Source organism: Methanohalobium evestigatum Z-7303 (assembly GCF_000196655.1).
Taxonomy (GTDB): domain Archaea; phylum Halobacteriota; class Methanosarcinia; order Methanosarcinales; family Methanosarcinaceae; genus Methanohalobium; species Methanohalobium evestigatum.
Genome location: NC_014253.1, coordinates 728,509 through 743,628, shown reverse-complemented (window position 1 = coordinate 743,628; position 15,120 = coordinate 728,509). Strand labels below are relative to the sequence as shown.

Genomic DNA, 15,120 nt, shown 5'->3' with positions numbered 1-15,120 from the left:
TGGTGATATAAAATGGATGCAATGGCTTCTATACCTAAAAGAGTTGGTGAAATTCGATTTGGTTTACTGTCTCCCAGAGAAGTAAGAAAAATGAGTGTTACGCCCATAATCACAGCGGATACCTATGATGATGACGGTTATCCGATTGATATGGGTCTTATGGATATGCGTCTGGGTGTAATAGACCCGGGACTGATTTGTAAAACATGCGGCAGTAGGGCTGGTGATTGTCCGGGTCATTTTGGACATATAGAACTTGTAGCGCCAGTGATACATGTAGGATTTAATAAATTGATATTAAAATCACTACGCTCAATCTGTAGGAATTGCAGTAATTTTTTGCTTGAACCCCAGAGGAAAAATGAGTATCTTGAACAATTGCAGCAATTAAAGATAATGGGTCATTCGACAGATGACTTGGTAAATGATCTTTTTAAAGAAGCCAGAAAAACCAAAGTCTGTCCGCACTGCAATGAAGAACAGGTAGAGATAAAATTTGAAAAACCATCGGATTATATTGAAAACGGGGAAAAATTAACCCCTACTGAGATACGTGAAAGATTCGAAAACATGTCAGATGATGATGTGCGTTTAATGGGAATGGACCCAAGTAACGCACGTCCTGAATGGATGATATTAACAGTCCTTCCAGTACCGCCTGTTACTGTTCGCCCATCCATTACACTGGAATCCGGTCAGCGTAGTGAAGATGACCTTACCCATAAAATGGTGGATATAATACGTATCAATCAAAGGTTCCAGGAGAACAGAGAAGCAGGTGCTCCGCAGTTAATTCTTGAAGATCTCTGGGAACTTTTGCAGTATCATGTAACAACGTTTTTTGATAATGAAGTATCAGGTGTTCCGCCTGCAAGGCACAGGTCAGGACGTCCATTAAAGACATTGACACAACGTTTAAAAGGCAAAGAAGGTAGGTTTAGAGGAAGTCTTTCAGGTAAACGTGTCAATTTCTCAGCACGTACAGTCATCTCGCCTGACCCTAATTTAAGTATTAATGAAGTAGGTTTGCCATATGCAATTGCAAAGCAGATGACGATACCTGTAAATGTCATTAGCAGAAACCTTGAGAAAATGCGGCAGTACGTTGCCCGCGGAAATGATGTTCATCCGGGAGCTAATTATGTAATTCGTGCTGATGGCAGGCGTATTAAAGTTACAGATGTTAATTGCACTGACCTTGCAGAAAAACTGGATATAGGATGGGTGGTCGAGAGACAGCTGCAGGATGGAGATATTGTTATCTTTAACAGGCAGCCTTCACTCCACAAAATGAGTATAATGGCTCACCATGTAAAGGTACTGCCGTATAAAACCTTCCGATTAAACCCTGCGGTATGTCCACCATACAACGCTGATTTTGATGGAGACGAAATGAACCTTCATGTTTTGCAGACAGAGGAAGCCAGAGCTGAAGCAGAAATATTGATGAAAATCCAGGAAAATATTCTTTCTCCACGTTTCGGTGGTCCGATTATTGGTGGGATCCATGACCACATTTCAGGAATGTTCTTGCTAACAAGAACTGATAATGATATTAGCAAAAATGATGCACTTGACCTTTTAAGAAAATCACATATCAGGCAGTTGCCTGAACCAGCAGGATACAGAGATGATGGTGAACCCTACTGGACTGGTAAACAGATTTTCAGTCAGCTTCTACCGGATGACTTAAATCTGGAATATGTTGCAGAAGTTTGTTCCAAATGTGATGAATGTAACAGAGAAAACTGTGAAAATGATGCTTATGTTATAATTGAAAATGGGGAACTCATCACAGGAACAATCGATGAGAAAGGAATAGGGGCTTTTAAAGGACATATTGTTGATAAAATTGTAAAAGAATATGGTTCTACTAAATCAGCAGAGTTTATTGATGATATGACAAGACTGGCTATCCGGGCTATCATGCGTTCAGGTCTTAGTTTCGGTATCAGTGATGAGGATATTCCAAAAGAAGCTCAAATGCATATCAGTGAGATTATATCTAATGCTGAAGACGAGGTCAAACGATTGATTGAAGCCTACGAGGCAAGAGAACTTGAGCCACTTCCTGGTAGAACTCTTGATGAGACAATTGAAATGAAGATTATGCAAAAACTGGGTGTTGCCAGAGATAAAACTGGTGATGTAGCAGGTAACCATCTTGGTCTGGATAATTCTGCTGTAATCATGGCTAAATCTGGTGCTCGAGGTTCAATGTTGAACTTGACTCAAATGGCAGCAAGTGTAGGTCAGCAGGCTGTTCGTGGTGAACGTATAAGAAGAGGATATACAGGGAGAACACTTCCGCATTTCAGCAAAGGTGACCTTGGTGCTGATGCACACGGTTTTGTCAAGTCCAGTTATAAGAGTGGTCTTAATCCAACAGAATATTTCTTCCATGCTGTAGGAGGTCGTGAAGGTCTGGTGGATACAGCGGTGAGGACATCTCAATCAGGTTACCTCCAGAGGAGACTTGTCAATGCTTTGCAGGACCTTGAAGTTCAGTATGACGGTTCTGTACGTGAAACAAGAGGTGTAATTGTACAATTTAAGTACGGAGAAGATGGAATTGATTCGACAAAAAGTGATTACAGCAAGCCGGAGTCAATCCACAGTATTGTTAAATCAGTTACTGGAAGGGAGGTCGAACAATGACCCTGAGTGAAGCTACAATCAATTCAATGGTGGATGATCTTCCTCTGCCTCAGAATATGATTAATACGTTAAAAGAGGATGCAATAAAGGTCGGGGTCTCCAAAAAAGAACTGGAAGAAATCATCCATCAGGTGATGGATAACTATGGTTATGCATGCGTAGAACCATGTGAAGCAGTAGGTGTGGTTTCAGCACAATCGATAGGAGAACCCGGTACGCAGATGACGATGCGTACTTTTCACTATGCAGGTGTTGCAGAAATTAACGTAACACTGGGTCTTCCACGACTTATAGAAATTGTCGATGCAAGGAAAACACCCAGTACACCTATGATGACTGTTGCACTTGAGGAAGGTTATTCAGATTCCAGAGATGAAGCCAGAAAACTTGCATGGCAGATAGAAGCTACCCATATCGGGCATTTGGGAGATGTTACAACTGACCTTGCACAAATGCAGCTTGTTGTCGATCTTCATGAAAAAACTCTTACACAAAGAGAAATATCAGTCGATGAAATAGCAGGCATACTCCGTGATAAACTTAATGTACTGGTTAAAATATCCGAAGGAGTAGATTATCAGATTATTATACAACCAAACCAGCCATCTTATCGTGAGCTTTTACAGCTTGCAAAGAATATACATAACGTAACACTTAAAGGTATAGAAGGCATTAAAAGGGTTGTTATCCGAAAAGACAGTGATGAATACACATTGTATACAGAAGGTTCTGAACTCAATGAAGTTCTGAAAATAGAAGGTGTTGATGTTACAAGAACCTATACCAATAATATCGCTGAAATCTACGAAGTATTCGGAATAGAAGCAGCCAGAAATGCACTGGTTAAAGAAGCAATGGATACACTGAGTGAACAAGGCCTTAATGTTGACATACGGCATATTATGCTGGTAGCAGATATCATGACATGTGATGGAGAAGTAAAACAAATAGGTCGTCATGGTATTTCAGGTGAAAAAGCAAGTGTTTTTGCACGTGCTGCTTTTGAGGTCACAGTCAACCACCTTCTTGATGCGGGAATACGCGGTGATGTTGACGAATTGAATGGTGTAACTGAAAATATAATTATAGGACAGCCAATCAAACTTGGTACAGGCGATGTGCATTTGGTCGCAACAAAACCAGTTAAAGGAGAAAGTGTCTAATTAACATCAACCAGAAACTAGATATAATTAATTTGGTATTAGTGAATGCATATTCAAGATTTACAATGGGTTGATACAAATGAGCAACAAAAATATTAGTATCGATAAAGCACTATTAAGTGTTCTAAGAACAGGGTCAGTAGTAATTGGTTCTAAACGAACCATTGAATCAGCAGAAAAATCAGAAGCAGAAATGATAGTATTATCTGCAAATTGTCCGGAAAATGTAAAGTCAAAAATCAATTCTACAGGTATACCTGTATTAAATTATTCGGGAACCAGTGTAGAATTAGGGGCTTCATGTGGTAAACCATTCTCAATTGCAGCAATGGCTATTATAGACCCTGGAGAATCCAATATTTTATCATCATTCTAAGGGGTTCATCTTTGAGTGAAATTAAACTATCTACAGAAGAGTTAAGATACATAGCAATGTTTGAACAGACAACAGGTGCAGAAGTCCGTGACTGTATAGTGGACGAAGACAGAATCATCTATGTTGTCGAAGCAGGAAATATGGGTGCTGCTATTGGTAAAAATGGTGAGCATATAAACAAGGTCAAAGAAAATGTAGATAAGCATGTTGAACTTGTTGAATACTCAGAAGATCCAAGTGAATTTATCAAAAATGCCTTTGGACCAGTGGCAGTATCTTCTGTAAATCTAGTCAATAAAGATGATAAGCAATATGCTTATGTACAGGTATCCAATAATAGCAAAGGTCTTGCTATAGGAAGTAATGGAAAAAACATTGACAAAGTAAAAATGATTGCAAACCGTCATCATAACATCGATAGTGTAATTATTCAATAAATTATTATATAAAATGGTTAATCAATCATAAGAGTTTACGTTAAATGATTCTCATCAACATAACTGAAATTTTTGGAGGAAAATAATGGCGAATGGAAAATATGCTGCAAGTAAATTGAAAAAAGATCATACAGACTCGCGATGGAAAGATAAGCGATATAGTAGGCGTGCCTTAGGGCTGGATGTTAAAGCAGACCCGCTTTCAGGTGCACCACAGGGTCGTGGAATTGTACTTGAAAAAGTAGGTGTGGAAGCAAAACAGCCAAATTCTGCAGTTAGAAAATGTGTAAGAATACAGTTGATAAAGAATGGTCGCCAGGCTACAGCATTTTGTCCGGGTGACGGTGCTATAAATTATATAGATGAACACGATGAAGTAACTGTAGAACGTATTGGCGGACGAATGGGTGGATCAAAAGGTGATATACCCGGTGTCAGATTCAAGGTTATTGCTGTAAACAATGTCTCATTAAATGAGATGGCAATAGGTAGAAGAGAGAAACCGAGGAGATGATTTTTATGTACAAATTGTTCGATAAATGGGACATGTCAGAAGTTGAGGTAAATGACTCCGGAATAAAAAGCTATGTTAATCTGGACCCTGTTGTTGTTCCACATACGAATGGAAGACATGCAAGACAGCAATTTAACAAATCAGAGATTTCAATTGTTGAACGTCTGGTAAACAATTTAATGAGAAAAGAACATAACACAGGTAAAAAACAATTTGCACTGCGTGCTGTAGAAGACGCTTTTGATATAATATATTCAAAGACAGAAAGGAACCCGGTACAGGTTCTTGTAGATGCTATTGCCAATACAGGTCCAAGGGAAGAAGTAGTTAGATTAAAATACGGTGGAATATCTGTACCCAAAGCAGTGGATACTGCTTCACAAAGGCGTGTTGATACCGCATTAAGGCTTATTTCTATGGGAGTAAACCAGGCAGCATACAAATCAAAACGTTCATTGGCAGATTGTCTGGCATCAGAACTGATGGGTGCTGCTAACCGTGATGCAAAATACTTCTCTGTAAACAGAAAAGATTCCAAAGAACGGGTTGCCAAATCAGCACGTTAAATTTGATATAAAAAATAAAAATAATATTTTTCAATATTCTGCAGGGTAGTAATATGGGAAGAAGAAAAAAAATGGTTGAGCGAGTAGTATCGCTCATGAAAAATCCGGAACATATAAGAAACATTGGTATAGTTGCACATATCGACCATGGGAAAACCACTCTAACAGATAACCTTCTGGCTGGCGCAGGAATGATATCTTCCGAACTTTCTGGAAGCCAGCTGTTTATGGATTCTGATGAAGAAGAACAGGACAGGGGAATCACAATTGATTCTGCAAATGTGTCGATGGTGCACGAATACAATGGTGAAGAGTTTCTTATTAATTTGATAGATACTCCGGGACATGTTGATTTCGGTGGTGACGTTACAAGAGCCATGAGAGCTGTTGATGGGGCTGTTGTTGTTATTGATGCAGTTGAAGGAACTATGCCCCAGACAGAAACGGTTTTAAGACAGGCGTTAAAGGAACAGGTTAAACCGGTACTTTTTATCAACAAAGTAGACCGTCTTATTAATGAACTACAGGTCGATTCACAGGAAATGCAGATACGCCTTGGTAAGTTAATAGACCATGTTAACAAATTAATCAAGGGTATGAACGAAGAAAGTTATAATAAGGGTTGGAAGGTTTCTGCTTCAGACGGTACGGTTGCGTTCGGTTCAGCACTGTATAACTGGGCAATCAGCGTACCTATGATGGATAAAACAAACATCGGTTTTGCTGATGTATATAATTACTGTCAGCAGGAGCGTCAAACCGACCTTGCTCAAAAATGTCCGCTCTATGAAGCAGTAAACGACATGGTTATTCGCCACCTTCCAAATCCGATTACAGCACAACCCTACCGGGTCAGCACAATTTGGCATGGTGACATTGAATCTGATGTCGGAGAGCAGATGACCAAAGCCAAAGAAAATGGTGACTTGGCCTTTATGGTGACAGACATTCGGCTTGATCCACATGCAGGAGAAGTAGCAACAGGTAGACTTTTCAGTGGAACCTTCAAACGTGGTATGGAAGTAAACATTTCAGGGTCACCCAGTAAAAATAGGGTTCAGCAGGTAGGCATCTACATGGGATCTGAAAGGGTCGAAGTCGAAAGAATACCAGCCGGTAATATAGCAGCAGTAACAGGTCTCAAAGATGCCATTGTTGGTTCTACAGTAACTACAAAGGATGATATGACACCTTTTGAAAGTATAAAGCATGTAAGTGAACCAGTGGTTACTGTTGCAGTCGAAGCCAAACACATGAAAGACCTGCCAAAACTTGTTGAAGTTTTAAGACAGGTAAACAAGGAAGACCCAACACTAAATGTTACATTAAACGAAGAGACAGGAGAACACCTGCTTTCAGGAATGGGTGAACTCCATCTTGAAGTTATAGGTCACAGAATTGAACGTGACAAAGGAGTAGAAATTAGTACAAGCCCTCCAATTGTTGTCTATCGTGAAGCGGTTCAAAAACATGCGGGACCGGTTGAAGGTAAGTCACCAAACAGACACAACAAGTTCTATATAGAGGTTGAACCACTTGAACCAGAAGTCATTGATCTTATCAGATCCGGTGACATCTCAATGCGTATGCCTGAACTGGAGCGCAGGAACAAGCTGATGGAAGCAGGAATGGATAAAGAGGAAGCCAAAGGACTGGTCGACATTTGTGAATCTAATATATATCTTGACCAGACAAAGGGTATTCAGCATCTTAATGAGACAATGGAATTAATCCTTGAAGGTTTTGAAGAGGTTATGCAGGCAGGGCCACTGGCAAATGAACCATGTATGGGTGTAAAGGTAAAACTTATTGATGCCAAACTCCACGAAGATACTATCCATCGTGGACCAGCGCAGGTAATCCCAGCGTCACGGCAGGCTATTCAGGCTGCAATGCTCATGGCAGATGCCACAATTCTTGAACCATATCAAAAAGTATTCATCTATGTACCACAGGACCAGATGGGTGGAGCTACCAAATTGATACAGGGTAAACGCGGAATTATCCTTAATATGAGTTCAGAAGGAGATATGACAGCCGTAGAATCCAAGGCACCCGTGGCAGAACTGTTTGGGTTTGCAGGTGATATAAGGTCATCAACTGAAGGTCGTGCCATGTGGAGTACAGAATTTGCTGGCTTTGAACCGATTCCATCAAATTTAATACAGGAAACTATAAGTATGATTCGCGAAAGGAAGGGTATGAAGAACGAAATACCCAAGCCTCAGGATATATTGGAGACAGTCTGATTTATTCATCAGAAAACTTAAAACATATAGACGATTATTATGGTCGAACCATATGTTAATATATGAATAATATATACAAAAAATGAAAAATATACATAAAAGGAGGATAAAAAATGGCAGACGAGAAACCACACATGAATTTAGCTATCATTGGTCATATTGACCATGGTAAATCCACACTCGTTGGAAGGTTGATGTATGAAACAGGTGCAATTCCTCAGCATATAATCGACAAGAACAGAGAAAAAGCAAAAGAACAGGGTAAAGAAACATTCGCTTTTGCATGGATTATGGACTCTCTTAAAGAAGAGAGAGACAGAGGAATCACAATCGATATTGCTCACAAGAGGTTCGATACCGATAAATACTATTTCACCATTGTTGATTGTCCAGGTCACAGAGACTTTGTCAAAAATATGATTACAGGAGCATCTCAGGCAGATGCAGCTGTATTATCTGTTGCAGCACCAGATGGTGTGATGGACCAGACAAAAGAACATGTCTTCCTCTCAAGAACATTGGGTATCAACGACCTCATTGTTGCAGTCAACAAGATGGATGACATCAATTACGATGAAAAGAGATATGAAGAGGTCAAAAACCAAGTATCTGAACTTCTTAAAATGGTAGGATTCAAACCAGACGATGTAACATTTGTACCTACTTCAGCATACCTTGGTGATAACGTAGCCAAACTGAGTGAAAACACACCATGGTACAATGGTCCAACTATACTGGAAGCACTTAACAACCTCACACCACCAGAAAAAGCAGACAAACTTCCATTAAGAATACCAGTACAGGACGTTTACACCATTTCAGGTATTGGTACTGTACCAGTAGGAAGAGTTGAAACCGGTGTAATGAAGAAGGGAGATCAGGTTACCTTCATGCCAAGTGGTAAGACCGGTGAAGTCAAATCCATAGAAATGCATCATGAAGAAGTACCTCAAGCGACCCCAGGAGACAACATCGGATGGAGTGTTCGTGGACTTGGTAAAGGTGATGCAAGAAGAGGTGATGTAGCTGGACACAAAGACAACCCACCAACTGTAGCAAATGAATTTACAGCACAGATTGTTGTTCTCCAGCATCCATCTGCAATAACTGTTGGCTACACACCTGTATTCCATGCACACACTGCACAGATTGCATGTACATTCATCTCACTTGATAAGAAGATGGATCCAAAGTCAGGACAGGTAAAAGAAGAGAATCCAACATTCCTTAAATCTGGAGATTCAGCGATTGTAACTCTCAAACCAACAAGGCCAATGATAATTGAACCGGTGAAAGAAATTCCACACATGGGTAGATTCGCTATCCGTGACATGGGCAAAACAATCGCTGCTGGAATGTGTATGAGTGTCAACCAATAAGACACTCAATTCTTTATTTTTCAGGGGATTAATATGGCACAGAAAGCAAGAATTAAACTATCAGGAACGGATCCAGAAAACCTGGACGGAGTCTGCGATCAGGTAAAGTCGATAGCAGATAGAACCGGTGTCGGTATGTCTGGTCCTGTTCCACTCCCAACAAGAAAACTACGGGTTCCCGCTCGTAAAAGCCCAAGTGGAGATGGAACTGCTACATGGGACCACTGGGAAATGCGTGTACACAAACGATTAATCGATATTTCGGCTGATGAAAGAGCACTCAGGCAGCTCATGAGAATCCAGGTTCCAAAAGATATCAATATCGAAATAGTTCTGCAGAGCTAAGGAATTCAATTTTTCTAAGTTACAGATTTTTATCTGTAACCACAGACCTTCCTTTAAATAGACAATACTAATACTTTTCTAAAATCAGATAAATGGCTCGTGATTTATTTTACGAGCCTTGATAAATACTACAAATCTATTAATTACAGATAGAACATCCTGTAAGATAATCTCCTGAAAATTCAGAATCTGCGATTATACCTTCGCCCTTTTCTTTTTTCAATCCACCAAGTTCAAGAACCTGATTTTCTTTACTTCCATACCGGTAGATTGTAATCCCTTTGCAATTGAGTTTGTATGCCATCATGTAGATTCTTTTAACATCATCCAGTGTAGCTTTTTCAGGGAGGTTGACTGTTTTGGAAACGGAGTTGTCCACATATTTCTGGAAGGCTGCCTGCATTCTAACGTGCCATTCGGGATCAATATCCAGTGATGTAACAAAAAGGTCTCTTACATCTTTTGGGACCTGTTTAAGGTTTTGAATAGATCCTGTTTTTGATATATCCATCATCAAGTCTTTACTGTAAAAGTTTCTTTCTTTTGCAACGTTTTCAAAAACCGGGTTTACTTCAAGAAGTTGTGTTGCCATTACGTTCCGCACAAAAGAAAGAGCAAAAATCGGTTCTATACCTGAACTTGTATTTGCGATAATACTTATGGTACCAGTGGGGGCGATGGTATTTACAGTGGCGTTTCTCATAGAACTGTATTTCTTTTCCCATTGGCTCCCTTTAAAATTCGGGAATGAACCTCTTTTTTCTCCAAGTTCTACTGATTTTTTAACAGATTCTTCATTAATAAACTTCATAATATTTTCTGCAGTTTCGATGGCTTCTTCTGAATTGTAGGGTATGTTAAGTTTTGCAAACATCTCTGCAAGTCCCATAACTCCCAATCCTATTTTACGGTTGTTTTTTGTTTCTCTGTCTATTTCATTTAACGGATATTTATTGGCATCAATAACATTATCAAGAAAATGGATTCCTGAGTGTGTATTATTTTTTAGCTTCTCCCAGTTGATTGTGTCGTTTTTAACCATCTTTGACAGGTTTATAGATCCCAGATTACAGGATTCGTAGGGAAGCAGTGGAACTTCACCGCAGGGGTTGGTACTTTCAATAGTTCTTACATGGGACACAGGATGTCTGCGGTTAATCTCGTCCAGAAATATCATTCCCGGGTCACCAGTTCTCCATGCCATTGTAGTTATCAGGTCAAAAATATCTCTGGCTCTGAGTTTTTCAGTGGTTTTGCCTGTTCTCGGGTTAATCAGGTCATATTTACTATCACTCTGGACTGCTTTCATGAATTCATCTGTTACTCCTACAGAGATGTTGAAATTGTCCAGATATCCTTCTTTCTCCTTTGAGTTAATGAATTCAATTATATCAGGATGGTCGATTCTTAAAATTCCCATATTTGCACCCCTGCGTTTACCACCCTGTTTTATTACTTCAGTAGCCTGGTCAAAAATGCTCATGAATGATACAGGTCCTGAAGCAACTCCTTTTGTAGATTTAACAATATCTCCATTCGGTCGCAGTTTTGAAAATGAGAATCCAGTACCTCCACCGGATTTGTGTATAAGGCTCATATTTGTTAAAGCTTCGAAAATGTCCTTCATTGAATCTTCAACAGGAAGTACAAAACATGCACTTAGTTGTCCCAGTTCCGTACCAGCATTCATTAGGGTGGGGCTGTTTGGTAAAAATTCCAGATTTGACATCATCCTGTAAAATTCAGCTTTGCTGTCATAGGGATTATAACCATATCTTTTATCTATTGATGATACCGAATTTGCAACTCTTTCAAACATCTCTGAAGGAGTTTCTACAGGATTGCCATTTTCACCTTTAAGTAGATATCTTCTTTCCAATACCCTTATTGCATTTACACTTAATTTAAGGTCATCATGTTTTATACCCAGATACTTTTTTGTTTCTCTTACCTCTGACCTTTTTCTGCGATAGAGGATGTAGGATTTGGCTACTTCAGAATATCCATTTTTTATTAAAACATCTTCAACAATATCCTGTACATCTTCTACACTGGGAATGGTATTTTTAAACCGGTTTTCAAGGTTATCTATCACCTGATAAGACATTTTTCGGGCAAGGTCACCATCATTTTCATTTACACTATGTATTGCTTTATGTATAGCCTGTGTAATTTTATCAGAATCAAAATCAACAGTTCTTCCATCTCTTTTTTTAATATAGTTCAATTATTTTTCCCCTACAATTTACAATACTAAATGTTGCTTTAAGTATTTTTTTAAATAAAAGGATTATAGAATCCATAAAATCAGGACTATATAAAGCAACAGCAATGAAAGGGGAAACAGCCGTACCAATATATTGATACTGTACGCAAGCCCGAGATAATCATCTTTTAACAATTTCATTGATTCTGATTTATTGTTGGTAAACCCTGCACTTCCGTTTGACACGTTTTTACTGGCTTTATTTATAACCTCGTATAATTCGTCAGTTTCTACGTGTTTGTTGGATATCATGTTATGAATACTGCTATGTGTATCAGTGGTAAAGATTAATATTTCATCATAACTGTCTTTTAAGTTCTGGCGAACTTCATCCATCTTTTCTGAAATACCATTTCCTTCAGTTCCAAATAGAAGTGTTTTCTGTCCATCCACATTTTCTATCAGGGCAAATTTGGGAGTTCCTATAGTGTTAGTGCAGTATCCTACCTGATAATCGGAAGTTTTAAGACCTTCAAGTTTATCCAGGAATTTGAGTAATTTTTCTCTGAATATTTCTGCTTCATCTGTACCATAAAGTAATTGAGGGTCAGGTTCTTTATTCCTCTCATGGTTGTGAAGGTCGATTATCATTACATTTTCCAGATCTATAAGGTCTCTGAAAACTGAAATCTCATAATCACCGTAGTTTTCGGCTTCCATATATACAAGTTTTTTATCACCAAGCTTTCTGCCGTAGAATGTTAACTTATGTTCTGGATAACTTTCTTTGACCAATTTGGAAGCAGTGGAGCTTTTTGTTGGTTTGTTTAATGCTTTTATTATTTTGTAAATATCATCCGGGTTAACCGGGTCACATTTATGAGTTGATGGAACATGGAAAAAGAAACCACTGCCGTTTTCGTTAAGATGGTTTATTAAATCTGTGGATGCTCTTCCTCCTCCAAAACCCTCAAGAGGTCCGGGGTGTATCCATGGAACTGCTATTGTAGTTGAACTATTTTCATTTTCGATTTCAAGAGTTTGAACATCTGGTCTGGATGAGTACCCAAGGTTAAGTACTTCCTGCCGTTTTTGCAGCAACCCTGAGGAAAGTTTTATAGCTGAAACATTGACGTTTGTAGAAATCAGATATTCTGCCAGGAAAAAAGTTAACAAAAGCATTATTCCCGCAAGAAACAGTAAACCTATACGTTCTATGTATGTGGTCACTGTTATTTCAAGGCTTTTCCCAATGGATAGGTGGAAGGCTGATACAATCATTAGGGGTTGTACCATTCCCAGAATACTGATTCTTTTAATGTATTTGTAGCCAAGTGTACCAACAAGTACCAGTAAGCTGGTTAAGAATATAGTTATAATGGCTATCCAGAAGATATTCCATGCACTGATAAATCCTGACTCAGCACTAAAAGTTAAAATCATTCCATAGACAAAAAGCACAAATTCATTAAAAAGTGTAAGGAAATATCCCCACTTTCTTGGATACTCGGGTAAAAATTGATAATACAGTTCTCCCGAGACAAGAGCAGGGATTATAAACATAAAAAGCGCAGTAATAATAATATAGTAAAGATTTAATGGTACTGCAGAAAGATATGATATTGATAGATTGATTAATACTCCGTATATTGCTCCTGTAACTATTAGTGCTTCAACTACTCTTTTTAAAGAAGGTACACTAAATATAATGTTTTTAAAAACATCGATGTTATCAGACATTATTTTCTGCCACTGGATTTATTCGTTTTTGATTATTGTTTTTCTTATATAAAATCAGTTTTGTAGTTTTTATAATTTTACTTACGACCAGATAAATAATAATTTTGCTATTTCCTTTCCAATCGATAGTTTTTTATTAATCACTTTTATCTATAGTAACTAGTCTATTAAAATCAACTTACTAAAGGAGTGATATAAAATGCCAGCAGTAGTAGATTCAGAAATATGCACAGGCTGTGAAGCATGTGTTGACGAATGTCCAGTAGATGCAATATCAATGAACGATGATGGTATAGCTGTAGTTGATGAAGAAGAATGCACTGATTGTGAAGCATGCGTAGATATATGCCCTGTCGAAGCAATCAGCATGAAATAAATCAGCTAAAATAAATTACCAATTCGTTTTTTTATTTTTCAATTATTGGTTTTTAGTATTAATTAACCAGTAACCTTTAATTTTATTAACTTTTATTCACTGATAATGCTAACTGATGCTCTTTTGTTATCATTTGATTATTTGTCCACTATTATACCCTACATGATAGCGGGAGTTGTTCTTGCAGAACTTGTTGTGGAACTTGGATGGGTTGATAAAATCAGTTTCCTTGTTCGTCCCATAACAGGATTCGTTCATTTGCGAAAGGAGTGTGGTATAAGCTTTTTGACAGCTTTTGCTTCGCCATCAGCTGCAAATGCGTCGTTAAAAGACCTGCATGATAATGAATTGATAGATGAAAAAGAGCTTATCATTGCATCTGTTTTGAATTCGTTTCCTTCTATAATTACTCACTGGCGTACACTTCTTCCTGTGCTTGTGCCTCTTTTGGGTACTATTGGTCTTATATACGTAGGAATACTTACACTGGTAGGGCTTTTAAAAACGGTCATTGTAGCATTAATCGGACATTTTATACTTGATGGCAGTAATCATTCAGTAGCTGAATTCACTAAAGCCGGTAAACCTGATGGATTTGTTGACGCTTTAAAATCCAGCCTTGTAAAATCTAAAAAAACATTGGGTAAAATACTTGTGGTAACTGTACCTGTGACTATTTTTGTTTTTATTCTTATGGATATTGGCGTATTTGATATTGTATCGCAATATCTAAAATCTGTTTCTCGTTTGTTGCCTGTTCCTGTCAATGGTTTGCCTGTAATCGCCGCACAATTTGCAAGCAAAATAGCCGGTTATACAATTGCTGGAAATTTGCTTACAGGAGAGGTTCTCAGTGGAAAAGAAATTCTAATAACCCTGCTTATTAGTAAAATATTGACCAGTATTACTGGTCTTCGTATAATAGCTCCTCATTATATTGGTATATTTGGACCAAGACTTGGAATGAAAACAATGTTAATCTCATTTATTCTACGTTTAATGATATTGATATTTATCACTTTGTTGCTACTTGTTTTCCTGTAATATAGATTTCTGGTTCAGCCAAATCAATGGTTAATTATTTATATTATCAACATATACTGTATATATG

General features: G+C 38.2%; 13 protein-coding genes. 11 read left to right on the top strand and 2 right to left on the bottom strand.

All coding sequences use genetic code 11. The features are described from left to right. The first annotated feature begins 12 nt into the window (after positions 1-12). From METEV_RS03860 to rpsJ, 9 genes are all read left to right on the top strand, one after another. Positions 13-2,658 carry a DNA-directed RNA polymerase subunit A' gene (locus METEV_RS03860; protein ID WP_013194249.1) on the top strand — a complete coding sequence of 882 codons (2,646 nt, stop codon included), beginning with the start codon at positions 13-15 and terminating at the stop codon, positions 2,656-2,658. Then, positions 2,655-3,821 carry a DNA-directed RNA polymerase subunit A'' gene (gene rpoA2, locus METEV_RS03855; protein WP_013194248.1) on the top strand — a complete coding sequence of 389 codons (1,167 nt, stop codon included), beginning with the start codon at positions 2,655-2,657 and terminating at the stop codon, positions 3,819-3,821. The genes METEV_RS03860 and rpoA2 overlap by 4 nt, the downstream gene beginning before the upstream one ends. A 79-nt stretch (positions 3,822-3,900) precedes the next feature. Further along, complete coding sequence (locus METEV_RS03850) at positions 3,901-4,197, top strand: 50S ribosomal protein L30e (protein ID WP_013194247.1); 297 nt, start codon at positions 3,901-3,903, stop codon at positions 4,195-4,197. Positions 4,198-4,208: 11 nt separating this feature from the next. Then, on the top strand, positions 4,209-4,634 hold the full coding sequence (locus METEV_RS03845; RefSeq protein WP_013194246.1) for a NusA-like transcription termination signal-binding factor: 426 nt from the start codon (positions 4,209-4,211) through the stop codon (positions 4,632-4,634). A gap of 85 nt (positions 4,635-4,719) precedes the next feature. Further along, positions 4,720-5,148 (top strand): 30S ribosomal protein S12, encoded by a 429-nt coding sequence (locus tag METEV_RS03840; protein WP_013194245.1) that lies wholly within the window; start codon positions 4,720-4,722, stop codon positions 5,146-5,148. Next, positions 5,145-5,714, top strand: coding sequence for a 30S ribosomal protein S7 (locus METEV_RS03835; RefSeq protein WP_049890944.1), 570 nt, complete (start codon positions 5,145-5,147; stop codon positions 5,712-5,714). Before METEV_RS03840 ends, METEV_RS03835 begins: the two co-directional genes overlap by 4 nt. Positions 5,715-5,767: 53 nt before the next feature. Then, positions 5,768-7,963 carry an elongation factor EF-2 gene (locus tag METEV_RS03830; protein WP_013194243.1) on the top strand — a complete coding sequence of 732 codons (2,196 nt, stop codon included), beginning with the start codon at positions 5,768-5,770 and terminating at the stop codon, positions 7,961-7,963. 113 nt (positions 7,964-8,076) lie between these two features. Next, on the top strand, positions 8,077-9,342 hold the full coding sequence (gene tuf / locus METEV_RS03825) for a translation elongation factor EF-1 subunit alpha (protein WP_013194242.1): 1,266 nt from the start codon (positions 8,077-8,079) through the stop codon (positions 9,340-9,342). Between the two features lie 33 nt (positions 9,343-9,375). Further along, positions 9,376-9,687, top strand: coding sequence for a 30S ribosomal protein S10 (gene rpsJ, locus METEV_RS03820; RefSeq protein WP_013194241.1), 312 nt, complete (start codon positions 9,376-9,378; stop codon positions 9,685-9,687). Between the two features lie 139 nt (positions 9,688-9,826). Here the strand turns inward: rpsJ and METEV_RS03815 are convergent, their stop codons facing one another. Both METEV_RS03815 and METEV_RS03810 read right to left on the bottom strand, forming a co-directional pair. Beyond that, positions 9,827-11,914, bottom strand: a complete 2,088-nt coding sequence (locus METEV_RS03815; protein ID WP_013194240.1) for a vitamin B12-dependent ribonucleotide reductase — start codon at positions 11,912-11,914, stop codon at positions 9,827-9,829. 63 nt (positions 11,915-11,977) lie between these two features. Beyond that, a complete protein-coding gene (locus METEV_RS03810; protein ID WP_013194239.1) occupies positions 11,978-13,633 on the bottom strand; it encodes a DUF2070 family protein in 1,656 nt (551 codons plus the stop codon). A 199-nt stretch (positions 13,634-13,832) separates the two neighbouring features. On the opposite strand from METEV_RS03810, the gene METEV_RS03805 reads away from it, so the two are divergent. Then, positions 13,833-14,009, top strand: coding sequence for a 4Fe-4S binding protein (locus METEV_RS03805; RefSeq protein WP_013194238.1), 177 nt, complete (start codon positions 13,833-13,835; stop codon positions 14,007-14,009). A gap of 105 nt (positions 14,010-14,114) precedes the next feature. Beyond that, positions 14,115-15,053 (top strand): nucleoside recognition domain-containing protein, encoded by a 939-nt coding sequence (locus METEV_RS03800; RefSeq protein ID WP_013194237.1) that lies wholly within the window; start codon positions 14,115-14,117, stop codon positions 15,051-15,053. Positions 15,054-15,120: the final 67 nt, after the last annotated feature.